At 64.0% G+C, this 25,912-nt stretch carries 27 protein-coding genes (1 of these 27 only partly in view); 12 read left to right on the top strand and 15 right to left on the bottom strand.

The features are described 5' to 3' along the window. Window positions 1-114 precede the first annotated feature (114 nt). Window positions 115-1,485 carry a UDP-N-acetylmuramate:L-alanyl-gamma-D-glutamyl-meso-diaminopimelate ligase gene (mpl, locus tag ACPW74_RS15995; protein ID WP_270830561.1) on the top strand — a complete coding sequence of 457 codons (1,371 nt, stop codon included), beginning with the start codon at window positions 115-117 and terminating at the stop codon, window positions 1,483-1,485. Then, window positions 1,482-2,093, top strand: a complete 612-nt coding sequence (locus ACPW74_RS15990; protein WP_042864976.1) for a flavin prenyltransferase UbiX — start codon at window positions 1,482-1,484, stop codon at window positions 2,091-2,093. The genes mpl and ACPW74_RS15990 overlap by 4 nt, the downstream gene beginning before the upstream one ends. 73 nt (window positions 2,094-2,166) lie before the next feature. Here ACPW74_RS15990 and ACPW74_RS15985 read toward each other — a convergent pair whose 3' ends face one another. Next, window positions 2,167-2,781 carry a TetR/AcrR family transcriptional regulator gene (locus ACPW74_RS15985; RefSeq protein WP_029314803.1) on the bottom strand — a complete coding sequence of 205 codons (615 nt, stop codon included), beginning with the start codon at window positions 2,779-2,781 and terminating at the stop codon, window positions 2,167-2,169. Window positions 2,782-2,982: 201 nt separating this feature from the next. On the opposite strand from ACPW74_RS15985, the gene hpt reads away from it, so the two are divergent. From hpt to ACPW74_RS15970, 3 genes are all read left to right on the top strand, one after another. Continuing rightward, on the top strand, window positions 2,983-3,513 hold the full coding sequence (gene hpt / locus ACPW74_RS15980; RefSeq protein WP_010675579.1) for a hypoxanthine phosphoribosyltransferase: 531 nt from the start codon (window positions 2,983-2,985) through the stop codon (window positions 3,511-3,513). A 112-nt stretch (window positions 3,514-3,625) separates the two neighbouring features. Beyond that, window positions 3,626-4,543: an ABC transporter ATP-binding protein gene (locus tag ACPW74_RS15975; protein WP_045521939.1), complete on the top strand. Its 918-nt coding sequence runs from the start codon at window positions 3,626-3,628 to the stop codon at window positions 4,541-4,543. Further along, window positions 4,540-5,313, top strand: coding sequence for an ABC transporter permease (locus tag ACPW74_RS15970; RefSeq protein ID WP_010675577.1), 774 nt, complete (start codon window positions 4,540-4,542; stop codon window positions 5,311-5,313). The genes ACPW74_RS15975 and ACPW74_RS15970 overlap by 4 nt, the downstream gene beginning before the upstream one ends. Before the next feature lie 61 nt (window positions 5,314-5,374). On the opposite strand, the gene ACPW74_RS15965 is transcribed toward ACPW74_RS15970, so the two are convergent. From ACPW74_RS15965 to thpR, 9 genes are all read right to left on the bottom strand, one after another. Next, a complete protein-coding gene (locus ACPW74_RS15965) occupies window positions 5,375-5,722 on the bottom strand; it encodes a putative quinol monooxygenase (RefSeq protein WP_103858013.1) in 348 nt (115 codons plus the stop codon). Between the two features lie 20 nt (window positions 5,723-5,742). Beyond that, window positions 5,743-6,597, bottom strand: coding sequence for a pantoate--beta-alanine ligase (panC, locus tag ACPW74_RS15960; protein WP_039040846.1), 855 nt, complete (start codon window positions 6,595-6,597; stop codon window positions 5,743-5,745). Window positions 6,598-6,693: 96 nt separating this feature from the next. Continuing rightward, complete coding sequence (gene panB / locus ACPW74_RS15955; protein ID WP_042864977.1) at window positions 6,694-7,488, bottom strand: 3-methyl-2-oxobutanoate hydroxymethyltransferase; 795 nt, start codon at window positions 7,486-7,488, stop codon at window positions 6,694-6,696. Between the two features lie 20 nt (window positions 7,489-7,508). After that, window positions 7,509-8,006 carry a 2-amino-4-hydroxy-6-hydroxymethyldihydropteridine diphosphokinase gene (folK, locus tag ACPW74_RS15950; RefSeq protein ID WP_048208340.1) on the bottom strand — a complete coding sequence of 166 codons (498 nt, stop codon included), beginning with the start codon at window positions 8,004-8,006 and terminating at the stop codon, window positions 7,509-7,511. A gap of 10 nt (window positions 8,007-8,016) precedes the next feature. Beyond that, complete coding sequence (pcnB, locus tag ACPW74_RS15945) at window positions 8,017-9,507, bottom strand: polynucleotide adenylyltransferase PcnB (RefSeq protein ID WP_143237119.1); 1,491 nt, start codon at window positions 9,505-9,507, stop codon at window positions 8,017-8,019. Between the two features lie 100 nt (window positions 9,508-9,607). After that, on the bottom strand, window positions 9,608-10,510 hold the full coding sequence (gene gluQRS / locus ACPW74_RS15940; protein ID WP_143237120.1) for a tRNA glutamyl-Q(34) synthetase GluQRS: 903 nt from the start codon (window positions 10,508-10,510) through the stop codon (window positions 9,608-9,610). 109 nt (window positions 10,511-10,619) lie between these two features. Continuing rightward, complete coding sequence (dksA, locus tag ACPW74_RS15935) at window positions 10,620-11,069, bottom strand: RNA polymerase-binding protein DksA (protein WP_029314801.1); 450 nt, start codon at window positions 11,067-11,069, stop codon at window positions 10,620-10,622. A gap of 119 nt (window positions 11,070-11,188) precedes the next feature. Beyond that, window positions 11,189-11,932: a DNA/RNA nuclease SfsA gene (gene sfsA, locus ACPW74_RS15930; RefSeq protein WP_425858332.1), complete on the bottom strand. Its 744-nt coding sequence runs from the start codon at window positions 11,930-11,932 to the stop codon at window positions 11,189-11,191. Beyond that, the gene (gene thpR / locus ACPW74_RS15925) at window positions 11,929-12,474 is read right to left on the bottom strand and encodes an RNA 2',3'-cyclic phosphodiesterase (protein WP_039040852.1); all 546 of its coding nucleotides are present in this window, start codon (window positions 12,472-12,474) and stop codon (window positions 11,929-11,931) included. Before thpR ends, sfsA begins: the two co-directional genes overlap by 4 nt. A 184-nt stretch (window positions 12,475-12,658) precedes the next feature. On the opposite strand from thpR, the gene hrpB reads away from it, so the two are divergent. The 3 genes from hrpB to ACPW74_RS15910 all read left to right on the top strand — a co-directional run bounded on the left by hrpB (window position 12,659) and on the right by ACPW74_RS15910 (window position 18,000). Next, on the top strand, window positions 12,659-15,112 hold the full coding sequence (hrpB, locus tag ACPW74_RS15920) for an ATP-dependent helicase HrpB (RefSeq protein ID WP_425859215.1): 2,454 nt from the start codon (window positions 12,659-12,661) through the stop codon (window positions 15,110-15,112). A 122-nt stretch (window positions 15,113-15,234) separates the two neighbouring features. After that, window positions 15,235-17,556, top strand: a complete 2,322-nt coding sequence (gene mrcB / locus ACPW74_RS15915; RefSeq protein ID WP_104454720.1) for a penicillin-binding protein 1B — start codon at window positions 15,235-15,237, stop codon at window positions 17,554-17,556. 42 nt (window positions 17,557-17,598) lie between these two features. Then, a complete protein-coding gene (locus ACPW74_RS15910) occupies window positions 17,599-18,000 on the top strand; it encodes an SMU1112c/YaeR family gloxylase I-like metalloprotein (protein WP_010675565.1) in 402 nt (133 codons plus the stop codon). A gap of 89 nt (window positions 18,001-18,089) precedes the next feature. On the opposite strand, the gene ACPW74_RS15905 is transcribed toward ACPW74_RS15910, so the two are convergent. Next, window positions 18,090-18,410 carry an SMR family transporter gene (locus ACPW74_RS15905; protein WP_052815233.1) on the bottom strand — a complete coding sequence of 107 codons (321 nt, stop codon included), beginning with the start codon at window positions 18,408-18,410 and terminating at the stop codon, window positions 18,090-18,092. After that, a complete protein-coding gene (locus ACPW74_RS15900) occupies window positions 18,398-18,790 on the bottom strand; it encodes a DMT family transporter (protein WP_042016295.1) in 393 nt (130 codons plus the stop codon). The genes ACPW74_RS15905 and ACPW74_RS15900 overlap by 13 nt, the downstream gene beginning before the upstream one ends. A gap of 157 nt (window positions 18,791-18,947) precedes the next feature. Between ACPW74_RS15900 and ACPW74_RS15895 the strand changes: the two genes are divergently transcribed. Further along, complete coding sequence (locus tag ACPW74_RS15895; RefSeq protein ID WP_039040858.1) at window positions 18,948-19,829, top strand: LysR family transcriptional regulator; 882 nt, start codon at window positions 18,948-18,950, stop codon at window positions 19,827-19,829. 42 nt (window positions 19,830-19,871) lie between these two features. Here ACPW74_RS15895 and ACPW74_RS15890 read toward each other — a convergent pair whose 3' ends face one another. Beyond that, window positions 19,872-20,387, bottom strand: a complete 516-nt coding sequence (locus ACPW74_RS15890) for a DUF2937 family protein (RefSeq protein WP_408808440.1) — start codon at window positions 20,385-20,387, stop codon at window positions 19,872-19,874. Between the two features lie 202 nt (window positions 20,388-20,589). On the opposite strand from ACPW74_RS15890, the gene ACPW74_RS15885 reads away from it, so the two are divergent. Continuing rightward, window positions 20,590-21,273: a phosphatase PAP2 family protein gene (locus ACPW74_RS15885; protein ID WP_010675560.1), complete on the top strand. Its 684-nt coding sequence runs from the start codon at window positions 20,590-20,592 to the stop codon at window positions 21,271-21,273. A 259-nt stretch (window positions 21,274-21,532) separates the two neighbouring features. Beyond that, window positions 21,533-22,435, top strand: a complete 903-nt coding sequence (locus tag ACPW74_RS15880) for a sulfite exporter TauE/SafE family protein (RefSeq protein WP_041213870.1) — start codon at window positions 21,533-21,535, stop codon at window positions 22,433-22,435. A 46-nt stretch (window positions 22,436-22,481) separates the two neighbouring features. On the opposite strand, the gene ACPW74_RS15875 is transcribed toward ACPW74_RS15880, so the two are convergent. Then, window positions 22,482-23,294, bottom strand: a complete 813-nt coding sequence (locus ACPW74_RS15875) for a hypothetical protein (RefSeq protein ID WP_425858330.1) — start codon at window positions 23,292-23,294, stop codon at window positions 22,482-22,484. A gap of 199 nt (window positions 23,295-23,493) precedes the next feature. Beyond that, window positions 23,494-24,780, bottom strand: a complete 1,287-nt coding sequence (gene hemL, locus ACPW74_RS15870) for a glutamate-1-semialdehyde 2,1-aminomutase (RefSeq protein WP_052815228.1) — start codon at window positions 24,778-24,780, stop codon at window positions 23,494-23,496. Window positions 24,781-24,989: 209 nt separating this feature from the next. Between hemL and clcA the strand changes: the two genes are divergently transcribed. Next, window positions 24,990-25,912, top strand: partial view of a H(+)/Cl(-) exchange transporter ClcA gene (clcA, locus tag ACPW74_RS15865; RefSeq protein WP_103857999.1) — the 5' portion only. The gene runs 472 nt beyond the window's last position; 923 of the gene's 1,395 nt are visible here — the first part of the coding sequence; the start codon lies at window positions 24,990-24,992; its stop codon lies off the right edge, out of view.

Here is a 25,912-nt window from a genome sequence, read left to right as displayed (position 1 = left end):
CCCGATTTCTGTCGTGTGCGGGCGCGGATGCCTTCGCTCCCCATGGGCGCGGCTTGTGCCACCGGGTCAACAGACCCTAGAATGCGCACTCCCTTTACTGGAAAAGGCAGCGGTATGCACATTCACATTCTCGGGATCTGCGGCACCTTCATGGGTGGTCTGGCGGTGTTGGCAAAACAGCTTGGCTATCGGGTGACCGGCTCTGACGCCAACGTCTATCCCCCCATGAGCACCCAGCTCGAGCAACAGGGCATCGAACTGACCGAAGGCTACGACCCCTCCCAGCTCGATCCGGCGCCGGATCTGGTGGTGATCGGCAATGCCATGAGCCGTGGCAACCCCTGTGTGGAATATGTGCTGGACCGCAATCTGCCCTATATCTCCGGCCCCCAGTGGCTGCTGGAGCACGTGCTGAAAGATCGCTGGGTGCTGGCCGTCGCGGGCACCCATGGCAAGACCACCACCGCCAGCATGCTGGCCTGGGTGCTGGAGTATGCCAAGCTGGAACCCGGTTTCCTCATCGGCGGCGTGCCGGGCAACTTCCCGGTTTCCGCCCGTCTCGGCTCGGCTCCCTTCTTTGTGATTGAAGCGGACGAATATGACTGCGCCTTCTTCGACAAGCGATCCAAGTTTGTCCACTATCACCCGCGCACCCTGGTGATGAACAACCTGGAGTTCGACCACGCGGACATCTTCCCGGATCTCGCCGCCATCCAGCGCCAGTTCCACCACCTGATGCGCACCGTGCCGAGCAACGGCCGGGTGCTCTTCCCCAAAGGTGATGACAACCTTACCGCCGTGCGCGAGATGGGCTGCTGGAGCGAGGTGGAGCTGGTGGGTCAGGACGACGCCAAGTGGAAGGCGGTCAAGCTGGCGGACGACGGCTCCGCCTTCGAGGTGTGGCTGGATGGGGTCAAGCAGGGGGAGGTGCACTGGGAGTGCATCGGAGAGCACAACGTCAACAACGGTCTGATGGCCATCGCCGCCGCCCGTCATGCCGGTGTCATGGTGGAGCACGGGATCAACGCCCTCTGCCAGTTCAAGTCCCCCAAGCGGCGCATGGAGCTGAAAGGGGAAGTGGCCGACATCAGCGTCTACGATGACTTCGCCCACCACCCCACCGCCATCGAGACCACCCTGGGCGGACTGCGCGCCAAGGTGGGCAAGGCCCGCATCCTGGCAGTGCTGGAGCCCCGCTCCAACACCATGAAGCTCGGGGTTCACAAGGAGGAGCTGGCCGGTTGCTTCGACGGTGCCGACGAGGTGTTCTTCTTCCAGCCCCCCAACATCGGCTGGGATCTGGGGGAGGTGACGGCCCACATGACCCGGCCTGCCCGGGTATTCGAGGCCCTTGATGCCCTGATTGGCGCCCTGGTGGCCGAGAGCCGCCCAGGGGATCATATTCTGATCATGAGCAACGGCGGGTTCGGCGGCATTCACGACAAGCTGATCGCCCGCCTCAAGGAGCTGCAGAGCGCATCATGAACAAGGCCATCACCCTGGCGCTGACCGGCGCCTCCGGCGCTCCCTATGCCCTGCGCCTGCTGGAATGCCTGGTGCAGGCGGACTATCGGGTCTTCCTGCTTGCCTCCTCGGCGGCCAGGGTTGTGCTCAAGACCGAGCAGCAGCAGGATTGGCCGGGCTCCCCCAGGGAGCTGTCGGCGTACCTCTGTCGCCATTATGGTGCCAAAGAGGGTCAGATCGTCGCCTGCGGCAAGGAGGAGTGGTTCTCGCCGGTGGCTTCCGGCTCGGCGGCCCCCAAACAGATGGTGGTCTGCCCCTGCTCCATGGGCACCGTCTCGGCCATTGCCAACGGCACCTCGGACAACCTGCTGGAGCGGGCGGCGGACGTGGTGATCAAGGAGCGGGGCCAGCTGATTCTGGTGCCCCGGGAGAGCCCCTTCTCGGCGATCCATCTGGAGAACATGCTCAAGCTTGCCCGTCTTGGCGTGACCATCATGCCGGCGGCACCAGGGTTCTACCATGAACCCAAAAGCATCGAGGATCTGGTGGACTTCATGGTCGCCCGCATCCTCGACCACCTGGGTGTCGAGCATGAGTTGACCAGTCGCTGGGGTTATGCAAACCACTGATACGGCGGGGAGCGGACAAAAAAGCGGCGCCGGGCTGTAAAGCCCGGCGCCGCGTTGTCAACATCTGCACGAGTCAGCTGGCCTGGATGGGGGCCGTCACGTACTTGAACAGGAAATCCGTCACCTCTTCCCGGCTCGGGCGTTGCGGCTGATTGATCATCTGCATCATCACATAGCCAAAACCGGTCAGGGAGCGGGCCAGATCCTGCGCCGACAGCACGCTCTGGATCTCGCCGTTGTCGATGGCCCGTTGCAGGTGGGGGGCAATGCGCTCCAGCGCCTTGTCCAGCAGCCGGGTGTAGCGAGGCCACACTTCTTCCCGCACCGAGGAGCTCCACTCCAGCCAGATGCTGGCGTGATCGGGCTTATCATAGGCGGCGTCAACGAACAGCTTCACGTGGCGGTGAATGCTCTCCCTGGCGGAGCCCTGACCGTTGTAGGCCTGTTCGAGGATCTGCTGTACGAAGGCTTCGATTTCTGTCAGCACTTCGTCGACCAGATCTTCACGAGTATTGAAATAGTTAAAAACGGTCGCAACCGAGACCTTTGCCTGTTCGGCTATCTCGGCATGCCCCGCACGGCCGATACCGCGACGGGAAAATACCTCGACGGCACACTCCATCAATTGATCACGGCGAGCCTCCGGTGAAAGCCGGGTTCGACGTCTTATTTCTGCGCGTGGTTCCATAGTTTTTTCATCTAATAGTTATTGATTATGGTGTTTATAGTATTGTCACCGATAATGCCCGAAGGCTTGCTAACTCTATCAATTAAAATAAGCCGATAAAAGCATCACGTATGCCTGACGCCCACTGGTTGGAGTGGTAGAATCCTCGGTTTTGACGTTAATGAACGGCCAATAACCCTTTGGTCATTATTGGAGTATGTGATGAAACACATTGTCGAGGTGATGATCCCCGAGGCCGAGGTTGCAGCCCGGATCGCCACGCTGGGTGAAGAGATTACCGCCCGTTACCAGGGCTCCGAGGAAGTGGTCATGATAGGCCTGCTGCGCGGCTCCTGCGTCTTCCTGGCGGATCTCTGCCGTCAGTGCCAGTTGCCCATCACCCTGGACTTTATGACTGCCTCCAGCTATGGCTCCGGCATGCACAGCACCCGTGACGTGCGCATCCTCAAGGATCTGGATGACGATATCAAAGGCAAGGACGTGGTGATCGTGGAGGACATCATCGACACCGGTTACACCCTCAACAAGGTGCGCGAGATCCTCTCCCTGCGCGAGCCGAAATCCCTGGCCATCTGTACCCTGCTGGACAAACCGTCCCGCCGCGAGGTTCAGGTGCCGGTGGACTGGCTTGGCTTCTCCATCCCGGACGAGTTCGTGGTGGGCTGTGGCATTGACTACGCCCAGAAGTACCGTAACCTGCCTTTCATCGGCAAGGTCGTACCGCAAGAGTAAGCCGGGTCCGAAGTAGCAAGGCAGGCTGGCCGGCCCGCCATCGACTGTCTTCAGGCGGCGTCACAGCCGCCTTTTCTGTCTCGAGATGGGCTCATCCATCACAGGGGTTGCAATGAACGCATTGGAAATCAGCGGTCTGAAGAAGACCTATCAGGGGGGCGTCGAAGCCCTCAAGGGCATCGATCTCACCGTCAAACAGGGGGATTTCTTCGCCCTGCTCGGTCCCAACGGGGCGGGCAAATCCACCACCATCGGCGTGATCAGCTCACTGGTCAACAAGAGCGCCGGCAAGGTGAAGGTATTCGGTCATGACATCGATACCGATCTGGAGCTGGCCAAGTCCCAGCTCGGCCTGGTGCCCCAGGAGTTCAACTTCAGCCAGTTCGAGAAGGTGAGCCAGATAGTGACTCACCAGGCCGGTTTCTATGGCGTGCCGCGGGCCGAGGCCAAGGTGCGCGCCGAGAAGTACCTGCGTCAGCTCGATCTGTGGGACAAGCGCGACATGGCGGCCCGCACTCTCTCCGGTGGCATGAAGCGCCGGTTGATGATTGCCCGCGCCCTGATGCATGAGCCCAAGCTGCTGATCCTGGATGAGCCGACCGCCGGGGTGGACATCGAGATCCGCCGTTCCATGTGGAGTTTCCTCAAGGATCTCAACGAGCAGGGGGTGACCATCATCCTGACCACCCACTACCTGGAAGAGGCCGAGATGCTGTGCCGCAACATCGGCATCATCGACAAGGGCCGTCTCATCGAGAACACCAGCATGAAGAGCCTGCTCGGCAAGCTGGGTCGCGAGACCTTCCTGCTGGATCTGGTGCCGGGCTCCAGCGTACCGGCCCTGCCCGAGTTCAACGGCCGGATGCAGGATGAGAACACCCTGGAAGTGGAGCTGGAGAAGAGCCAGTCCCTCAACAGCCTGTTCGAGCAGCTCTCCGCCCAGGGGGTGAAGGTGCTCAGCATGCGCAACAAGGCGAATCGGCTGGAAGAGCTGTTCGTCAATCTGGTAGAGGAGGGTCGCAAAGCATGAACCCCATGACCTATTACATCGCCTTCAAGAGCATTCTGGCCAAGGAAGTGAGCCGCTTCACCCGGATCTGGATCCAGACCCTGGTGCCGCCCGCCATCACCATGAGCCTCTACTTCGTCATCTTCGGCAACCTCATCGGCTCGCGCATCGGTGACATGGGGGGCTTCAGCTACATGGAGTTCATCGTGCCCGGCCTCATCATGATGTCGGTCATCACCAACTCCTACTCCAACGTCGCCTCCTCCTTCTACAGCGCCAAGTTCCAGCGCAACGTGGAGGAGCTGCTGGTGGCGCCGGTGCCCAACTACATCATCATCGCGGGGTATGTGGGCGGTGGCGTGGCGCGCGGCCTCTGTGTCGGCCTCATCGTCACCCTGGTGTCGCTGTTCTTCGTGCCGCTGCAGATCCATCACCTGTTCAGCGTCTGCGTGACCGTGCTGCTCACCTCCATCCTCTTCTCCCTGGGGGGGCTCATCAACGCGGTGTTCGCGAAGTCGTTCGATGACATCAGCATCATCCCGACCTTCATCCTGACTCCCCTGACCTATCTGGGGGGCGTCTTCTACTCCATCACCCTGCTGCCGCCGTTCTGGCAGGGGGTCTCCCAGGTGAACCCCATCATCTACATGGTGAACGCCTTCCGCTACGGCTTCCTCGGGATCTCGGACGTGCCCCTGGGCACCGCCTATCTCATCATCATCGGCTTCATCCTGGTGCTCTACGGGATGGCCTGGTGGCTCATCTCCCGCGGCACCGGTCTGCGCCACTGAGGCGCAGCACCTGCCAGCAAAAAGGCGCCCTCGGGCGCCTTTTTATTTGCACATGTCGGTCTCAGAGCGCCGGGGCATCGTAGTCCGCGGGCTCGTCGCTGTAGACGCAGACGTTCCACTTGGCCGCGAGGCCATCATCCGCGAGGCAGTAGCGCTCGAAGAAGGCCTTGATACCGGCGCGCTGGCAGTGGGTCTCGAAGCTCGCCATGTCGCGCCAGATCTCGTTGAAGACGATGGGGAAGCTCTCCCCCTCGGCAAAGGGGCTCTGGATATGGCGGGTGACGATGTACTGCAGGCAGCCATCTTCACGCAGGGTGTCGGGTTCGAGCCCTTGCAGGACGCGGAACAGAGCCTGCTCCTGGCCCGGTTTTGGCTGGAACTGGGCGATGCAGTAAACCTTCTTGGACATCGTGGTCTCCTTGCCGTGTCTCAACCCCGCAGGGCGACGACCCGGTTGTCGATGAGGCGGGCCTTGCCCAGATAGGCGGCCATCAGGATCACCAGGCGCTGGCTCTCGGCGCTGGCGGATTCCAGGGTGTCGGCATCGACGATGTCGATGGCATCCGTCCTGAATCCCGCGTTGTCGAGGCGTTGGCTGGCCTGGGCAACCAGGGAGGGGAGGTGACTGTTCCCCGCTTCAATCTGCCCGGCAATCCAGTTCATGGTGCGCGCGAGCTCGGGAGCGATGGCCCGTTCGGCAGCGGTCAGATAGCCGTTGCGCGAAGAGAGGGCCAGCCCGTCTTCGGCCCGCACGGTCGGCACGCCCACGATCTCGATGGGCATGGCCATGTCGGCCACCATCTTGCGAATGAGCGCGAGCTGCTGGTAATCCTTCTCGCCAAAGCAGGCCACGTTCGGCTGTACCAGATTGAACAGCTTGGTGACCACGGTGCTGACCCCGCGAAAATGCCCCGGACGCAGCGCCCCTTCCAGCAGGCTGGAGATGCCGGGCACCTCGACGAAGGTCTGGCTGGCGAGCCCCTGGGGATACATGATCTCCGGCGTCGGGGTGAAGACCAGGTCGACACCGGCGGCCTCCAGGGCGGCGCAATCCTGCTCCAGGGTGCGGGGGTAGTTGGCGAGATCCTCGGCCTTGTCGAACTGCAAGGGGTTCACAAAGATGCTGACCACCACCTTGTCGCCATGGCGGCGGGCCTCCTCGACCAGGGTGAGATGACCCTGATGCAGATTGCCCATGGTGGGCACGAATGCGATGGCGCGGCCTTCGCGATGCCATTGACCGATCTGCTCGCGCAGCGCGGCGGGATTGTTCACAACCAACATCGTCAGTTCACCTTCAGATGAATCAATAAAAGAGGGGGTCGTCAGGGGGGAGTGAGAGACGGGGGCACAGGCCCCCGCGCTCATGACGACAGAAAGTCAGTTGAAGCAGTGCTCGGGGCCGGGGAAGGTCCCCTCGCTCACCTGCTGCACGTAGAGACGAATGGCGGCACGCATGTCACCGGTCTCGGCCAGGAAGTTCTTGGTGAACTTGGGCACATAACCGGAGGTGATGCCGAAGGCATCGTGCATCACCAGGATCTGGCCGTCGGTGGCAGGGCCGGCACCGATGCCGATCACCGGAATGCGCAGCGCCTTGGTGATGCGCTCTGCCAGAGAGACGGGCACGCACTCGAGTACCAGCAACTGGATGCCAGCCGCTTGCAGCTCCAGCGCCTGGCGGTAGATCTCCTGGGCGTGGAACTCGTCGCGCCCCTGCACCTTGAAGCCGCCAAACACGTGGACGGATTGCGGGGTCAGGCCGAGATGGCCGCACACCGGCACCCCGTTACGGGTGAGGTGGCGGATGGAGTCACACAGCCAGTCCCCCCCTTCCATCTTCACCATGCGGGCACCGGCCGCCATCAGGCGCGCCGCGTTCTGGTAGGTCTGCTCCGGGGTGGCGTAGCTCATGAACGGCATGTCGGTCACCACCAGGGCATTGGTGGTGCCGCGCACCACGCAGCGGGTGTGATAGACCATCTCGTCCATGCTGACCGCCAGGGTGTCGTCTCCGCCCTGCAATACCATGCCGAGGGAGTCGCCGATGAGCAGCACCTGGGCGCCCTCGTCGTCGAACAGCTTGGCGAAGGTGGCGTCATAGGCGGTGATGGCGGTGATTTTCTGTCCGTCCTGCTTCATCTTCTGCAGGTGGGTAATGGTGATCTTGCTCATTACGTTGTTCCTACTCTTCTCTACTCGCCTGCTGCACCGGCCAGGATCGCGAGTCCATTGCGCGGGCAGCGGGCAACCAGTTCGGTGAGCGGGGTGCCGCAGGGCAGCACCAGGGAGGGGGCTATCTCGGCAAGGGGCAGCAGGACGAACTCCCGCTCCTTCATGCCATAGTGAGGCACCGTCAGGCGCTCATGCCGGATGACCTCGTCGCCGTACAGCAGCAGATCGAGATCCAGGGTCCGGGGGCCCCAGCGCTCATCCTTGCGCACTCGCCCCTGTGCCTGCTCGATGCGCTGCAGCTCGTCCAGCAGCGCCAGAGGGCTGAGGCGGGTGGCAAGGCGCGCCACGGCATTGACGTAGTCCGGCTGATCCGCAGGGCCCATGGGGCGGCTGCCGTAAAGGCGGGAGGTCTGCCGCAGCTCGGACTCGGGCAGGGTCGCCAGCGCGGCGATGGCGCGACGAGCCTGGCCGAGGGGGTCGGCGAGGTTGGAGCCGATGGCGACGAAGACCTCGATCATCGGCGGATCCTTACTCTGCAGACTTCGGCTTGCGGCGACGGGGGCGACGGCGGTTGCGGCCATTGCCGCTGCGCTTCTCGCCATCACCGCTGCGGGAGTCGGCGCGCTCGCCGCTCGCCGGGCGGCGGGTCGCCTCCCGTTGCAGTTGCGGGCGCACATCCGGGTTGGAGGCCACATAGCGTTCCCACCAGCTCGACAGCTCGCCGAGGCCGCGCTCGACCCGGTTGCGCAGCAACAGGAAGTCGAAGGCCGCACGGAATTTCGGGTGCTCCATGGCGCGCTCGGGGTGCTTGCCCTGGCGGCGGGTCAGGCGCTGTTGCAGGGCCCAGATGTCGCGCACGTCCGTGGTGAAGCGGCGCGGCACGGCGATGATCCGCACCTGGTTGTCCAGCACCTCGTTGATGGCCAGCATGAAGGCATCGTACCAGGGCAGACCGCTCTCGTTTTCCAGCACGCGGCCGCGGGCCTCGACGGCGCCCCACAGCAGGGTGGCGTAGAGGAAGGCGGGGGTGACGCGCTTCTCTTCACGGACCCGGGCATCGGTGTCCATCAGCGCCTGCTCGATGAACTGCTCGTAGGGCGAGTTGCCGTGGGGGGTGAACAGGGCGGCTACCTGGGGGAACAGCGGCTGGAACAGCCCGTATTCCCGCAGCAGCTTGTAGGTGGCCAGCCCATCCCCCGCCAGGAACAGCTTGAGGGTCTCCTCGAACAGGCGGGCGGCCGGGATGTCCTGCAGCAGCGGGGCCAGCTCCCGGATGGGCGCGGCGGTGCGCGGGCTGATGGTCATGTCCAGCTTGGCGGCGAAGCGCACGGCGCGCAGCATGCGCACCGGATCTTCCCGGTAGCGGGTCTCGGGGTCGCCAATCAGCTCCAGTCTGCGCGCGGCCAGGTCTTCCAGCCCACCCTCGAAATCGTGCAGGGTGAAATCCTTGGCGCTGTAGTAGAGAGCGTTGACGGTAAAGTCGCGACGCTCGGCATCCTCTTCGATGGTGCCGTAGACGTTGTCCCGCAGCAGCATGCCTTCATCGGACTGGGCCGACACATGCTTGCTGGTATTGACCTGATGGTGGTGACCCCGGAAGGTGGCCACTTCGATCACGTCACGACCAAAGACGATGTGGGCCAGGCGGAAACGGCGGCCAATCAGGCGGCAGTTGCTGAACAGCGCCTTGATCTGCTCCGGCGTCGCGTCGGTGGCGATGTCGAAATCCTTGGGGGTCTTCCCGAGCAGCAGGTCACGGACACCGCCGCCGACCAGGTAGGCCTCATAGCCCCCCTTGTTCAGGCGATAGAGCACCTTGAGGGCATTCTCGCTGATCTCTTTGCGCGAAATCGGGTGCTGGTCACGGCTCAAGGTACGGCGCTGTCCGGCGACACGGGCCGGAATGGGGGACTCCACCGACTGCTCGCCGTCTTCCTTGCCGAGCACTTTGCGGCAAAAGTTTGCGATCTGGGAAAAAATGGTACACCTCGTTATGACTTCAAATTGACGGGAGGCCAAAAAAATAGCGGCCTATCATAGCTCAGCCCCAACCAAATGAGAAACGGTGTGGCCTGCTTCCCCTTGATTGGTCCTTTTGGGGCAAGAAATGCAGCCGGGGCTAGCTTTGCCCTTGCGGGATCTTCTGCTGGCGGGGCACCCGGGCCAGCTGCCAGTGGGCGATGCCCCAGCCGATGATCTCGTCGATCCGGCTCGCCATCAGCTCGGGCGGCGGGCACTGACCGAGAAAGTGCAACGCCTGCCACAGGGCCGGTCGTGCCTCGTCCTGCGACAGCGCCGGCGCATGGTTCTGCTTGGAGAGCTTGTTGCCATCCGCTTGCACCGCCAGCGGCAGGTGCACCCAATCGGGGACGGCAGCCCCCAGAGTCTGGTAGAGGGCAATCTGGCGCACCGTGGGTTCCAGCAGATCGGCGCCGCGGACGATCTCGGTGATGCCGCTGTCCATGTCATCCACCACCACCGCCAGGTTGTAGGCGTAGAGCCCGTCCCGGCGGCGCACGATGAAGTCCTCCTCCGCCAGCGCCGCGGGGACGGTGATCTCTCCCTGCAGCGCATCCTCGAACCGATAGACCGGGTGGTGCTGGCGCAAACGGGCGGCACACCCCTCGGCGGTCAGCCCCAGGGTGCGGCAATGACCGTTGTAGAACCCCCCTGCGGCCATGATTTCGCGTCGGGTACAGCGACACCAGTAGAGATCCCCGGCCCGATAGAGCTGATCGATGATCTCGTCATAGCGGCCATGGCGCGCGCTCTGGAACATCACCTCCCCATCCCAGCCAAGACCGTGTGCCTCCAGGGTGGTGAGGATAAGGTCAGCCGCTCCCGGCATCTCCCGCGGGGGGTCGATGTCTTCGATGCGCACCAGCCAGCGTCCCTGCTGCGCCCTGGCCTGCAAGAAGCTGCCAAGGGCGGCGACCAGGGAGCCGAAGTGGAGCGGACCGGACGGTGAGGGGGCGAAGCGGCCCACATAGGGGCGTCGGGAGGGGGGGGATGTCATGACCATGGCAATTCGGGTAGGCGATGCATTGAGGCTGCATTCTGGGACGGCCCGACCAAAAGCTCAATAAAAAAGGGAGCCTGGGCTCCCTTTTCGTTTCTGTGGATGGGCGGCATCAGCCAGCCATCTGTTTTTCCTTGATCTCGGCCAGCGTCTTGCAGTCCACGCAGAGGTCTGCGGTCGGACGGGCTTCCAGACGGCGGATGCCGATCTCGATGCCGCAATGCTCGCAGTAACCGAAGTCATCTTCTTCGAGCAGCAGCAAGGTTTTCTCGATCTTCTTGATCAGCTTGCGTTCACGGTCGCGGGTGCGCAGTTCGAGAGCAAACTCTTCTTCTTGCGCGGCGCGATCCACGGGATCCGGGAAGTTGGCAGCCTCATCCTTCATGTGGTCGACGGTGCGGTCAACTTCCTGCATCAGTTGGTTGCGCCAGGCTCCCAGGATCTTGCGAAAATGTACCTTCTGTTGGTCATTCATGTACTCCTCACCGGCTTTCATCTGGTAAGGCTCTACACCCGCAATGGCCAGGGGGCCCAGAGATTTCCTGTTTTCGCCTGTTGGCATGCCCTGTCTCCTAATTCAGCACGCTACCCGTGCCATCCATAAATTGAGGGCGACATCTATAGCAGAAGGGTCAACGGGAGGCAAACAAGCCTTATCAATAATGTTACCCACTTCTGCATTTATTCTCTGCCCTCGGGTAGCATATGGTCAGATTCAAATGGGATAAAATCCTGAGCCACCATGCCCTGCACCCCAACATGGGGGCGATAGCATAAAATTTCAACCCCTGCCGCCATCGCCTGTTCAACAAGCTGACTATAGTGCGGATCGATATGGGCTGCAGGGCGCATTCTCGCGATGCCGGAGTGCAATACCATGAACAGCAGCACGGCCCGGTGCCCTGTCGCCTTCATGGCCATCAATTCACGCAAGTGCTTGGCGCCGCGGGTGGTGACCGCATCGGGGAAGTACCCCATGCCGGGTTGCTCCCGCTCGTCGAGCAGGGTGACGGATTTCACCTCGATGTAACAATCCGGTCTGTGGTCATCTTCCAGCAGCAGGTCGATGCGGCTGTTCTCTTCCCCGTATTTCACTTCGGTGCGCAGCCTGGCATAGCCTGCCAGGGGGGCGAGAGCGCCCTGTTCGATGAGCTCCCGGGCGATCTGGTTGGCACGGGCCGTGTTGACGCAGATGAAGTGACCCGCCGGGCTCTCGGCGATTTCCCAACTGTTTGGCAGCTTGCGCTTGGGGTTGTCGGATGTGGAGTACCAGACCCGGGTGCCCGGCAGGGCGCAGCCGGTCATGGCGCCGGTATTGGCGCAGTGGATGGTGATCACCTCGCCGTTGTCGAGCGCGACATCCGTCAGGAAGCGCTTGTAGCGGGAGATCAGCTGCCCGGACTGCAGGGGGGGATCGAAGATCATGGGGTGAGCTCCTCGCGGTGCGGGTTTTTGACGCGGGCCCGCAGGGGCCAGCAGGCGAGCGGTTCGTAGTGGACGCCGTCCGGCGTGCTGACGGATTGATAGAGGCAGAAGCGATCGGCCCTGAGCAGAAAATCCGGCGCAGGCAGCTCGCCGGGGGCCTCGCCCGCCTTGCGCGACAGGGTGACGTGGGGGCGATAGCCCTGCTCGCCGTTGCCCAGCCCGAGTTTTTCACCGTGGCGGCGCAGTGCCCTCGCGAGCACGGTCAGCTCGTTCGGCCACTCACCGGGTCCCACCCAGGCGGCTTTGGCGCGCTGAAACCAGCCGGTCTGATCCAGATGGACGCTGAAAGGGGGGCAGTGCTGTCGCTCGGCGGCCGCGATCAGGCGAGCCTGGGTCGTTTCGTCGGCCTCCCCGAGAAAGGCCAGGGTCAGGTGCAGGTTGCTCTCGGGCACCGGCTGGCCGGGCCAGGGGCGCTGGTCTCGCCAGGTCGCAAGCTCGGGGGCAAGCTCTGGCAGGGGCAGGGCAAAGAAGAGTTTGGGCATGCGGCGTGTCGGTCCTCGTGATGGGCATCGGATAAGGGCCATTCTATGGCAGCCGCTCCCGGGATGTCTTGCCGTGTTGCACCTGACGCTTCCTGCCCCTGTCCGGCAGGGGCGCTTACGATGGCCGGGAGGCTGTGGCAGAATGGACCCCTTTTCAGGAGTGTCACAGAAGGTGCCCATCGCTTTGTCTTCCCTCCCCATCGTCCCGGTGTTGCCTGAACTCTTTGCAGCCCTCGACAACCATGCCAGCGTGATCCTGCAGGCGCCCCCCGGCGCGGGTAAATCGACCCTGCTGCCCCTGGAGCTGGTGCGCCAGCACCGGCTGCCCGGGCGCATCATCATGCTGGAGCCCAGGCGCCTCGCGGCGCGCAACATCGCGAGCTTCCTCGCGCGTCAGCTGGGGGAGAAGGTGGGGGAGCGCATCGGCCTGCGAGTGCGCGGGGAGAGCCGCACCAGCAGCCAGACCCGGCTCGAGATCGTGACCGAGGGGGTGCTGACCCGGATGCTGCAGCAGGATCCTGAGCTCACCGGCGTGTCGCTCGTCATCTTTGACGAGTTCCACGAACGCAGCCTGCACGCCGATACCGCGCTGGCCTTCGCCATCGAAAGCCAGCAGGGGTTGCGCGATGATCTCAAGCTCTTGGTGATGTCCGCCACCCTGGATGGCATGGCCCTGGAGCGCCTGCTGCCAGGTGCCCCCGTGGTGCGCTCCGAGGGGCGCGGCTTTCCCATCGAGTACCACTATCGCCCCGCCAATCGCCAGCAGTGGTTGGAGCCCCAGGTCGGTGCCGTGGTGCTGGAGGCGCTCGCCAGTCAGGCTGGCAGTGCCCTGGTGTTTCTGCCGGGACAGGGGGAGATAGAGCGGCTGGCACAGTGGCTGGAAGGGCGGTTGCCAGGGGATGTGACCCTGGCTCCCCTCTATGGCCGTCTTGACCTCGCGGCCCAGCAAGCGGCCATCGAGCCTGCGCCTGCGGGTCGTCGCAAGCTGGTGCTCACCACCAACGTGGCGGAGACCTCCCTCACCATCGAGGGGATCTCCGTGGTCATCGACAGCGGACTGGAGCGGCGCGCCACCTTCGATATCAAGAGCGGCGTTACCCGGCTGGAGACCCGGCCCATCGCCAAAGCCTCCGCCACCCAGCGGGCGGGGCGGGCAGGGCGGCTTGGCCCCGGCGTCTGCTATCGGCTCTGGAGCAGCGAGGTGCAGGAGCGCCTCGCCGAGCAGAGTCCCCCCGACATCCTGACGCAAGAGCTCACCGGCCTGCTGATGGACGCCGCTCAGTGGGGGGCCCGGGTGGAGGCGCTGCCCCTGCTGGACATGCCGCCCTCTGCCGCCGTGGCCAGCGCCCGGCGGTTGCTGATGGCCCTGGGTGCCATGGCCCCGGAGGGTGAGCAACAACTTACCCCGGCAGGCCGTGCCATGGCGGCCTTCGGCACCCATCCCCGCCTTGCCCGCATGCTGCTGCGGGCCCGGGAGCTGGAATCCGAGGGTCTGACAGGGATTGTCGCCGATGCGGCTTTCCTGGTGGCGCTGCTGGAAGAAGATCTGCGAGGATCGGAGCGCCTGTCCGTGCTGTTCCACCGCCGTCAGGGCGCCCTGCGCCAGGGGGCGGCCCGTTGGTTCGAGCGGCTCGGTGTGCGGGCAAGCAGCCCGCAGGGTCAATGGCTGGGGTTGCTGTGCGCCCTCGCCTGGCCCGATCGCATCGGCAAGCTGCGCAGTGGCAGCCGCTATCAGCTCAGTGGCGGGGTGAGCTGCGATCTGGTAGAAGGGCATCCCTGCCAGGGGCTGGGGGCCATCGTGGCCGTCGAAATGGGTCAGAACGAGCGCGGCAGCCGCATCTTCATCGCCGAGCCGGTGGCGCTGGATGAGTTGGTGCGCCAGCTGCCCGAGCTGGTCGGTGAGCGCCAGTGGTTCGACTGGGATGATCGGGAGGAACGGGTGCGTGCGGAGCGCCAGCAGGTGCTCGGCGAGCTGGTGCTCGGCCAGCGGCCGCTGACGGATCTCTCCGATGAACAGAAGGGGCGCTGCCTGCTGCAGGGCATTCGGCGCAAGGGGCTGCACGTGCTGCCATGGGACGAGAGCAGCGAGGGGCTGCTGGCCCGCTTGCGCTGCGCCCGCGACTGGCTGCCCGACGAAGCCTGGCCCGCCATGGATGAGGAGAGCCTGCTGGCCGACCTCGAGCAGTGGCTGCTGCCAGCGGTGAGCGGCATGACCCGGCTGGAGCAGTTGAAGCGGCTCGACATGAGCGACATCCTGCGCCAGTCTCTGCCCTGGCCCCTGCCAAGGCGGCTGGACGAGGCGCTGCCGAGCCACTTCACCGCACCGACCGGCAGCCGGGTACGGATCCGCTACCAGCCTGGTCAGGCGCCGGCGATCCCGGTGCGCATCCAGGAGATGTTCGGGCTGGGCGCGACCCCATGCGTGGCCGATGGCCGGGTCCCCCTGGTGGTGGAGCTGCTCTCCCCGGCCCAGCGCCCCTTGCAGATCACCGCGGATCTCGCCGCCTTCTGGGCGGGATCCTATGAGCAGGTGAAAAAAGAGATGAAGGGGCGCTACCCCCGTCACTACTGGCCGGACAACCCGCTGGAGGCGATGCCGACCCGGGTGACCAAGAAAAAGATGGGATTGCAGGAGTAGCCGACGGGGCAGTGATCGGTCGGTACGATCAGAACAAGATGGCGGTGGCACAGTCCCCTCCACAACAGGCATCGCAGGCCGCTCGCATCAGCGGGATGGCGAGGAGAACGACAAGAGGATTTATGGCAACCCAACGACGCAAGCGCACGCCCAAGAAGGCAGCGCCCAAACGCACCATCTGGCGCACCCTGTTCTGGCTGGGCTTCAAGCTCTCTCTGGTGGTGGCGGCCTTCATGGTGGTGTTTGGCATCTATCTCGACACCAAGGTGCGCGAGCGCTTCGACGGCGAGAAGTGGCAGTTGCCGGTGATGGTCTACAGCCGCCCGCTGGAGCTCTATCCCAGCCAGCGGCTCTCCCAGACCCAGATGCTGCGCGAGCTCAACATGCTGAGCTACAAGCAGGTGCGTCAGCCTCATACCCCGGGTGAGTACGCGGTGAGCGGCAACCGCATCGAGCTGGTGCGCCGGCCGTTCGAGTTCCACGACGGTGCCGACGGTGCCCGTGGCCTGCGCCTCACCTTCAACGGGGCGCGCCTCGAGGGGATCCAGTCCCTGGAGAACCAGCGCCAGCTCGGCTATGCCCAGATGGACCCGGTGCTGCTCGATCGCCTTAACACCGAGGATCGGGAAGACCGCCTGCTGGTGCGCCTTTCCGAGGTGCCGGACAGCCTGCTGGTGACGCTGCTCACCACGGAAGACAGGGACTTCTACCAGCACGGCGGCGTTTCGCCGGTGGCCATCATGCGCGCCATGGCAGCCAACCTGCTGGCGGGGCGCACCGTGCAGGGGGGCAGTACGCTCACCCAGCAGCTCGCCAAGAACTTCTTCCTGACCCGTGAGCGCAGCCTGTGGCGCAAACTGCAGGAAGCCTACATGGCGGTGCTCATCGACTACCGCTACAGCAAGGACGAGATCCTGGAGGCCTACCTCAACGAGGTCTATCTGGGGCAGAACTTCTCCCAGGGGGTCTACGGCTTCGGGCTCGCCTCCTACTTCTACTTCGGTATTCCGGTCAACGAGCTGGACATCGATCAGGTGGCTCTGCTGGTGGGCATGGTGAAGGGCCCCTCCTATTACGATCCCTGGCGATTCCCCGACCGGGCCAAGGCGCGCCGGGATCTGGTGCTGAAACTGCTGGCGGATCACGGCAGCCTGACCCAGGCCGAGTATGACCTGGCCAGCAAGCAGCCCCTTGGCATCATCGCCCGCGGCCAGATGAGCTATGGCCGTACCCCGGCCTTCATGGGGCTGCTCAAGCGGGAGATCCAGAACCGCTTCGGCCCGGATCTGCTCAAGCAGTCCGGCCTCAAGATCTTCACCAGTCTGGATCCCATCGCCCAGCACGCCGCCGAGCAGGCGGTGGAGTCGGGTCTGGCCACCATCGAGAAGCAGCGTGGCAAGAAGAAGCTGGAGGCGGCCATGGTGGTCTCCGACTGGCACAAGGGCGAGGTGGTCGCCATGGTGGGGGGACGGGATCCCCGCTACGCCGGCTTCAACCGGGCGCTGGATGCCCGCCGTCAGATTGGCTCCCTGGTCAAACCGGCGGTCTACCTGACCGGCCTCTCCAACGGCCTGACCCTGGGCACGCCGCTTAAAGATCAGCCGATCCGCATTCGCGGCCAGGATGGCCAGATCTGGACGCCGCAGAACTACGACCGCAAGTTCCGCCAGAGCGTGCCCCTGATGGAGGCGCTCGCCAGCTCCCTCAACGTGCCGACCGTCAACCTCGGGATGCAGATAGGCCTGGACAAGGTGGTGGATACCCTGCACAAGCTGGGTGTGCAGCAGGAGATCCAGCCCTATCCGTCCCTGGTGCTGGGGGCGGTGGCGCTCTCGCCCATGGAGGTGAACCAGATGTACCTGCCCATTGCCAACCAGGGGTTGACCCAGCCCCTGTCGGCCATCCGGGCCGTGGTGAATGGCGAGGGGCGCCAGCTCTACCAGCATGACGAAGCGGCCAAGCGAGTGACGGATCCCCAGGCAAGCTGGCTGACTCTGTTCGCCATGACGAAGACGGTGAGCCAGGGGACGGCCCGTGCGCTCGGTGCCAAGTTCCCCGGGGCCACCATGGCCGCCAAGACCGGTACCACCAACGAGCTGCGTGACTCCTGGTTTGCCGGGATGGACAACAACGAGTTGGTGAGCGTCTGGGTCGGCCGTGACGACAACACCCCGGCCGGCTTGACCGGTGCCAGTGGCGCCTTGCAGCTGTTCAGCGGCTACATGAGCCAGCGAGGGGTCAACAGCCTGGGGCTGAAGATGCCCGAAGGAGTGAGCTGGGCCAACTTCTCCCGCTCGAGCGGTGCCCGGGTGGCCAGCGATTGTCCCGGCAGTCTCCAGGTGCCGGCCAAGCTGGCCGATCTGGCCGAGCCCATGAGCTGTGCCAGCCCGGTCTCGGACCCGGCGAATGCCCTGGACAACTGGTTCAACGGTTTCTTCAACTGACGAAGACGGGCAGCGCAGGCTGCCCGTTTTGCAAGGATTGCCATGACCCATCCCCTGTTTGAGGCCATCCATCACGTGGCCATCATCGCCAGCGACTATCCGCGCTCGCGCCACTTCTATCACCAGGTGCTGGGGTTGCCCATCATTGCCGAGACCCTGCGGGCAGAGCGCCAGTCGTGGAAGCTGGATCTGGCGCTGCCGGACGGCAGCCAGCTGGAGCTGTTCAGCTTCCCGGCGCCGCCACCGCGCCCCTCCCGGCCGGAGGCGTGCGGGTTGCGCCACCTGGCGTTTCGGGTGGCGGATCTCGACCGGGTCATCGCCCACCTGGAGCAGCACGGGGTGGAAGTGGAGCCGGTGCGGGTGGACGAGCTGACCGGCAAGCGTTTTACCTTCTTCGCCGACCCCGACGGCCTGCCGCTGGAGCTGTACGAGGCAGCGCGTTAGGCTGCCTGTTGCAATCTGGGTGATCGGTTTGACCATGAAAAGGCCGCCCTGGGAACAGGGCGGCTTTTTTCATGGGGTTGGAGAGGGGATCATGCTGTGGTCAGCAGGGCGACCGCCACCGCCATCACCACCATGCCGAGCCAGCCGACGGGTCTGAGGCGCTCGCCGAACAGCAGCAGGCCCCCGAGGGCGGTGCCCAGGATGCCGATGGCGCCCCAGGTGGCATAGGCCACGGCCAGATCGATCTTGCCGGTACTGACCGCCTCGCTGAGCAGCGTGAAGGCACAGAGCACCAGCAGAATGCCGAGGACGCCCCACCCCTTGTCGCGAAAACCGATGGAGCGGTTGATCGCCATGTTGGCGCCGATATCCAGCAGGGCGGCGCCCAGTACGATGATCAACGGGTGCATGGGGCTTCCCTCCTCTGGCGGGTGGGGGCTGGTACATCATGGGTCTCGCCCAGGGTCACCATGACAATCCCCACTATGGCCAGCGCCAGTCCGATCCACTCCTGGATGCTCAGCTCGTAGCCGAGGAACAGGACGGAGACGGCAGTGATGAGGGCGATCCCCAGCCCTTCCCACAGCGCAAACGCGATACCAATGGAGATTGTCCTGGCGGCCTTGGCGAGCAGCAGGTAGGAGAGGGTGATGAGGAGCCACATCGGCAGATAGTGGATCCAGCCGCTCTCGCTCTTTGGGATCAGGGCCATGGAGGAGGTGCCGGCGACCTCGGTCAGGATGGCCCCCGTCAGGAAGAGGCGGGCCAAAAGCAGGGGACGGGATGACATGCAGTTTCCTTCTGTTGCTGCGACGATGAGAGGATAACGGCACCCGAAACGGGCAAGGTTATCGCTGAGCGTCGAGAAAGCTGTCGCTGCTAGTTTGCCTTGGGGGCGGGGCAGGGGATAAGGTGGTGATGGAATAATCTGCCGCCAGTTTGAAGCCATGAAGCTAAATCAGATACAACTCTTTGTAGAAACAGCAGACAGTGGTTCGATAGCCAATGCCGCCAGACGACTTGGCAAGAGTCGCAGCGCCGTGAGCTCGGCGATAGCAACCCTGGAGGTGGAGCTTGGCGTCGAACTTTTCGAACGAGGGGCGAATCAGAGCCGGCTGACCGAAATCGGCGAGCAAGTGCTGGACGACTGTCGGCGGCTGTTGCAGGCCGCCAACAGCCTGAAGCTCAAGTGCGAGCACCATGCCTCCGGTGCCGAAGTGGCGCTGCGGGTAGCCCGGGACGACGCCATTCCCGAGGTGGTATGGCGCGAGATGCTGGGGGCGCTGCGTCGCCAGTTTCCGGGCACCAGCATCTCCCTGGTGCTGGCCTCACCGCCGGAGCTGCCGGCCCTGGTGGAAGAGGGGTTCGTGGATGCCGCCTTCGGCCTCATCACCGAGGAACAGGAGCGCAGCGGTCTTTGCATCGACGTGCTCAACCCGATCCGCACCCTGATGGTGGTCGCGCCAAGCCACCCGCTGGCTGGGCTGAAGCGGGTGTTGCAGCAGGATCTGACCGATCACACCCAGGTCACTCTCTCCTATGTGGACGCGTTTTCGGTCAAGAGCCTGCTGCCCATCGGGGGGCAGCATATCGGGTTGTCGAGTTTCGAACTGATGCGGGATGCGGTGCTGGATGGTCTGGGCTGGGCGGTGCTGCCTTCACCCCTTATCCAGAGCCAGCTGCGCCAGGGGGAACTGCTGACCCTGAAGCACAAGTTCAGCCTGCAGTGGCGTGATTACGGAGTCTATCTGTCGGAGAACGCCCATCACGGCAAGGTGCTGGCCTGGCTGAAGAAGGCCATAGAAGCCTATCTCGAACCCTTCGAGTAGCCGCCAACCGGGGCGGGCCCCCCGGTTGGCAGTGAGAGGGGATCAGCGCAGGCCGTGACGGGGGACGCGCTGGCGGGAGCGAAATGGCAGCAGCAGGAGGCCGAGCAGCAGATCCCCCGCCAGGGAGGCCAGCAGACCCGCCGCCACGCCGCAGAAAATGGCGGCCTGTTTGAGGGGGACCACATAGCCGTAGTTGTGCAGGGTATCCTGCCAGAGGGCGGGATCGGCGCGCAGCAACAGGTGGGAGAGCTGCTGGTACCAGGGGCTCTCCCGCACGGCGATCTCCCCCTGAAGGTGCTGCTGCTGGTTCACCAGTTGCTGGAGGCTGGTGGCATCCTGGGTGAAGACGGGATCCTGGCTGGCACCGTAATGGGCGACCAGCGCCTGCAGATCGCCATTGAAGTGCTGGTCCGCCGTGCGCTGGAAGGGGACCAGCGCCAGACCGGCCTGCTGCAGCCGGGCATCCAGCCGCTGGAAGTAGAGATCGACCAGCCCGGGGATCTGTACACCTGCCAGCAAACCGAGGGCAAACAACATCATGCGAAGGTAGCTGCGCATCATCATCATCCTGAACGAAGGGAGCGCCCATACTAGCCGCAACCGGTGGGAGAGCCAAGGAGGGGGCGCGCTTGCCCACCCGGTCGGTGGCGCCAAAAAAAGAGCCGATGGAATACCTTTGTTACACGAATTCTTACACTTTTGTGATGCAAGTCATCTTGCGGCTGGCCTAGAATGAGCGTTTTTCGAAGGACACGTCGGCATGAGCAAGTTCATTCCTTTCTATCTGGCCGGGGGCCTCATCGCCTTCAGTTGGGGCGCCCTGCCTGAGCACGGCCCCTGGGATGGGTGGGATCTCGCCCTCTTCCAGCTGGTCAATGGCTGGATTGGCCACTCCCCCCGTTGGGCCGATCTGGTGGCCATCACCAACAACCGCCTGTTCGATCTGGCCGCGCTGGCCTGCATGGGCGGGATCCTCGCCAGTTGCTTCTTCCGTGCCGACGGGCAGGAGCGCCGTCGTCTGGTGGCCATGGGGGTCGTGATGCTGCTGGGGGCCCTGGTGATCAATCAGCTCGGGCATCTGTTGCCGGTCAGCCGTCCCAGCCCCACCTTGATGGTGGACGGAGCACTGCGCCTGACCGAGATCAGTGCGATTCCCACCAAGGACTCCGCCGGTGACAGCTTCCCCGGTGATCACGCCCTCTTCCTGATGATCTTCGCCGGTTTTGCCCTGCGCTATCTGCCGCGCTGGGCCGGGGTGGTTGCGGTGGTGATGGTGCCCCTGTTTTCGGCGCCCCGCATCCTGGCGGGTGCGCACTGGATGACGGACGTCTATGTTGGCGCTCTTTGCCTCTCCCTGATCTGCCTGCCGCTGCTGTTGCTCACTCCCGTGTCGGATCGCCTGATCGACCGCCTGGCTCCCCGGCTGCCACGCTGGATTGCCTGACGGAGAATGAAAAAAGAAGGCGGGTCACCCCGCCTTCTTTCGTTTACGCCTCACCGGTGCTGTGGTCGTCGCGAAATGACCAGGACTACGCCCGATGAGCCCGGGCTGTCGCCCTCCCAACCAGTATGGATAGCCCCATTCGGGTTCTGCCAGCCAAAATAGTCGCGGCCAAACGTTTGCACCCGTCGTCTCATGATCCTGGCCAGGATTTTTTCCCTCCGCTGCCTTAGAATCGCCGCCCGTTGTTGGAGGTCTCCCCATGCTTGTCACTTTTCTGCGTCTCTTGTTTATCGGTTGTGCCCTGGTCTTTCTCTTTATGCTGGTCCGTGCCTGGTGGCACAAACGGCGTCATGGCCAGCTCGAAGCCACCCCTTTCTGGCCGGTGGCGGCCATCGGTTTTGTGGCCAATTTTCTCGATACCCTGGGGGTGGGGAGCTTTGCGGTGAAGACCGCCTGCTACAAGCAGTTCAGGTTGATCGATGATCGGGTGCTGCCCGGTACCCTCAACGGCCAGTGCGTGCTGCCGACCGTGACCCAGGCTCTCATCTTCATCGGCGTGGTCAACGTGGATCCCGTCACCCTCATCAGCATGATGGCGGCTGCGGCGGCCGGTGCGGCCTGGGGCGCCCGTTACGTGGCCTCCTTTGATCGCCAGACCATCCGGCTGGTCATGGCGGTCTCCCTGCTGGTGGTCGCCGGTCTCATCTTTGCCGGTCTGCTCGGGCTCTTCCCCCTCGGTGGCGAGGCCATGGGGCTGAGCGGTTACAAGCTGGGGATCGCCCTTGCTGGCAACTTCCTGTTCGGAGCCCTGATGAATGTCGGTATCGGCCTGTTCGCCCCCTGCATGACCCTGGTCTATCTGCTCGGCATGAACCCGCTGGTGGCCTTCCCCATCATGATGGGATCCACCGCCGTGCTCAGCGTCTTCTCGGCGGGGACCTTCATTCGCAAGGGGGCTTTCGATGCGCGGGCCGTGCTGGCGGTGGCCATCTTCGGCCCCATCGGCGTGGTGCTGGCGGCCATGCTGGTCAAATCCATGGAGATGGAGATGCTCAAATGGCTGGTGGCCTTCATCGTCATCTATACCTCCTGGACCATGTACGCCTCCTGGCGGGCGGCGCGGCGACAGCCAGCGCCCGAGCTGGCAGAGGCGACGAGCTAGCTGGCGTCGGCGAAGCCCGCCTGCACGGGCGCCCCGTGTTGGTATGTCATCCCGCTCGCCCGGTCCTGGCGCATCTTCTGATGCCTCTGGCAGCCCCCTCCGAGTGGGCAGTCTGCTGGCTGGAGGCGACCAGTGCGGCTTCCGCCCTGGCACCGAGAAACACATAGAGCCCCAGCGCCAGCAGCAACCCCACGGCGCACCCCATCACCCCCACCGCAGGCCAGAGCAGTTCGCTCTGGCCGAGGGATCCCTTGAACAGCAGCAGCAACCCCTCGATGGAGACCGCGATCAGGATGGCGGCGATAAAGCGGGTAATGGTGCGCCGGATGGCGCTGTGGCGGAAGATGTCCTTATGCAGCAGCACCTCCTCTTCGAGGATGGTCTTGCCGAGATCGAACACCGCCAGCGCGAGCGTGAGGAAGATGATGGCGCTGAAGGCCCCCAGCCGGTTCTGCTGGGTGCCGCACAGGAGCAGATAGAGCTGTTCCAGCCCGTGCCAGATGAGGGTGCCGACGATGAGAAACAGGGCCAGACTCAGGACGACGTAGACGGCCCTGAACCAGGGAATGGCGCGCCGCCGCTCCCTGTCCCCCATCAGCCAGGCGATCAGCTGGTGCAGGTTGATCTCCAGCTCCCGGCCATGGCCCTGCACCAGCAGGCGCAGCTGCCCCTGGGCCGCCGGAACGGGCGCCAGTATGGCTGGCCTGATCTGGGGGGCCAGGCTCTTCACCTCCTCGACGAAGGCATAGGTCTTGAGAGACGCCTCGGGGAGGGTGAGCAGCCCCAGCAGCAGGGGGGCCAGCTCGGTTTCGTACTCCTGATAGCGCCGCAGCACATCGATGGGGCTCATCTCTGCCATATACACCTCGGTCCAATGGGCTCCTGAGCAGGGGCCTGCAAATTGTGGGCCCGATTTATGACAGCCCGTGTACGGCGCGGCGCACCAGCAGGTGGCAAGGTTCCGGTGAGGGACTTAAAGATGCACCACTACGGTGCCTTGTCGGGACGAGCAAACAAAAAAGGGCCCCATCGGGGCCCTCTGCACATCTTGCTGCTTGTCAGCCAGCCAGCTTGGCGAAGCTGCGCTCGGCGGCCGCCAGAGTGTGTTCAATCTCCTTGTCGCCGTGGGCCAGCGACAGGAAGCCCGCTTCGTAGGCGCTCGGCGCCAGATAGACACCCTCTTCCAGCATCAGATGGTAGAAGCGCTTGAAGCGTTCCATGTCGCAGCGGGTCACCTGCTCGTAGCGGGTGATCTCGGGCTCGTCGGTGAAGAAGAAGCCGAACATGCCGCCCACGTAGTTGATGGCAAGCGGGATGCCGTGCCTGGCGGCGGCGGCTTTCAGCCCCTCGGCGACACGGGCGGTCTTGGTGCTCAGCTGCTCATAGAGGCCCGGCTCCAGCAGCAGGTCCAGCATGGTGAGGCCGGCGGCCATGGCCACCGGGTTGCCGGAGAGGGTACCAGCCTGATAGACGGGGCCGGTCGGGGCGATGTGCTGCATCACCTTCTTCTTGCCGCCGAAGGCGCCTACCGGCATGCCGGCACCGATGATCTTGCCGAGGGTGGTGAGATCCGGATCGATGTTGTAGTGACCCTGGGCACCGCGCAGGGAGACGCGGAAGCCGGTCATCACTTCGTCCAGGATCAGCAGGGCGCCGAACTCGTCACAAATGGCGCGAAGCCCTTCCAGGAAGCCGGGCACCGGCGGGATGCAGTTCATGTTGCCAGCGACCGGCTCGACGATGATGCAGGCGATCTCGCTGCCGTACTGGGTGAAGGCTTCGCGCACCGAGTCCAGATCGTTAAAGACACAGGTGAGCGTGTGTTTGGCGAAATCGGCGGGTACGCCCGGGCTGTTGGGCTGACCCAGGGTGAGGGCGCCTGAGCCGGCCTTGACCAGCAGGGAGTCGGCGTGGCCGTGGTAGCAGCCTTCAAACTTGACGATCTTGTCGCGACCGGTATAGCCGCGGGCCAGCCGGATGGCGCTCATGGTCGCCTCGGTGCCGGAGTTGACCATCCGCACCTGCTCCATGGAGGGGACGATCTGGCGCACTTTTTCGGCCATCAGCACTTCGATCTCGGTCGGCGCACCGTAGCTCAGTCCCTTCTCCACCGCCTTGATGACGGCGGCCTTGATGGCCGGGTGGTTGTGGCCCAGCAGCATGGGGCCCCAGGAACCGATGTAATCCACATAGGCCTGGCCGTCCACGTCATAGAGGTAGGCGCCATCGGCGTGATCGATGAAGCGGGGTGTACCGCCGACCCCGTTGAAGGCGCGGACCGGTGAGTTGACGCCACCGGGAATGGTCTGGCGGGCCTGTTCAAACAGCTGATCTGATTTTGACATGGATCATCCTTAATGGGATTTTGGTCGTTACCCGGGCGCAGGCTGCCGATTGCGGCTCGGCAGGGGATGGCGGGAGGAGTATGCTTTGCGCTCTCGCCCCGGACTCTCGCCCGTGAAACATGAAACGTGCCGACTATAGCAGAAAGGCCCAGAGCTGGGCAGCCGAGGCCGAGGTGTGTCTGGTCCTCGTTAGATGAGCGTGATTATCCATGGAGCAACAAGCCATTCCTTCCGCCGACGCGGCCTCGCTGCGTCGTCCTCCAGTCTTGCAGCGCCTGATACGGCGGGACAAGATGCCGCTGCTGGTGCTCCTGCTGGCGGCCCTGGTCGGCCTGCTGGCAGGCTTGGTGTGCGGACTGTTCGAGTCTTGCGTTCACTGGCTGGCCCAGCAGCGTGTCGACTTGCTGGCCGATCGCCCCTGGTGGCAGCTCGGCCTGCTCGGCTTTGGTTTCAGCGCCCTGCTGGGGTTGGTCGGCTATTTCCTCACTCATGCCTTTGCCCCAGAGGCAGGGGGATCCGGTATCCCGGAAATTGAAGGGGCCATGGACGACCTGCGCCCGGTACGCTGGTGGCGGGTGTTGCCGGTGAAGTTTTTTGGCGGGGTCTGTACCCTGAGTTCCGGCATGGTGCTGGGGCGGGAGGGGCCCTCGGTGCAGATAGGGGGCAACCTCGGCAAGATGGTGGCGGATATCTTCCGGTTGCCCAAGGAGCATGGCCATGCCCTGCTGGCTGCCGGTGCGGCGGGTGGTCTCGCTGCGGCCTTCAATGCCCCGCTGGCAGGGATACTGTTTGTCATGGAAGAGATGCGACCGCAATTTCGCTACTCCTTCCTCGCCATCAAGGCGGTCGGGATTTCGGCCGTCATGGCGACCCTGATGCTGCAGAACATGAAAGGGCAATCCCCCGTCATCATGCTGCCCCACTACGACGCTCCGGCCTTGAAGGCGCTCTGGCTGTTTCTCTTCATGGGGGGCTGCTTTGGTGTGCTGGGGTTCGTCTTCAACAAGCTGGTGCTCGCCTGTCAGGATGGTTACCTGGCATTGCATCAGAACAAGCGCCACCGCTTCGTCATCATCGGCATGGGGGTGGCTGGAACCTTTGGCATGCTGTCGCTGTTCGCCCCTTCGGTCAC

This window comes from Aeromonas sp. INTO2, assembly GCF_049860605.1.
Taxonomy (GTDB): Bacteria; Pseudomonadota; Gammaproteobacteria; order Enterobacterales; family Aeromonadaceae; genus Aeromonas; species Aeromonas caviae.
Note: the sequence above shows the minus strand (reverse complement) of the source record. Positions and strands in the feature narration are given on the sequence as shown.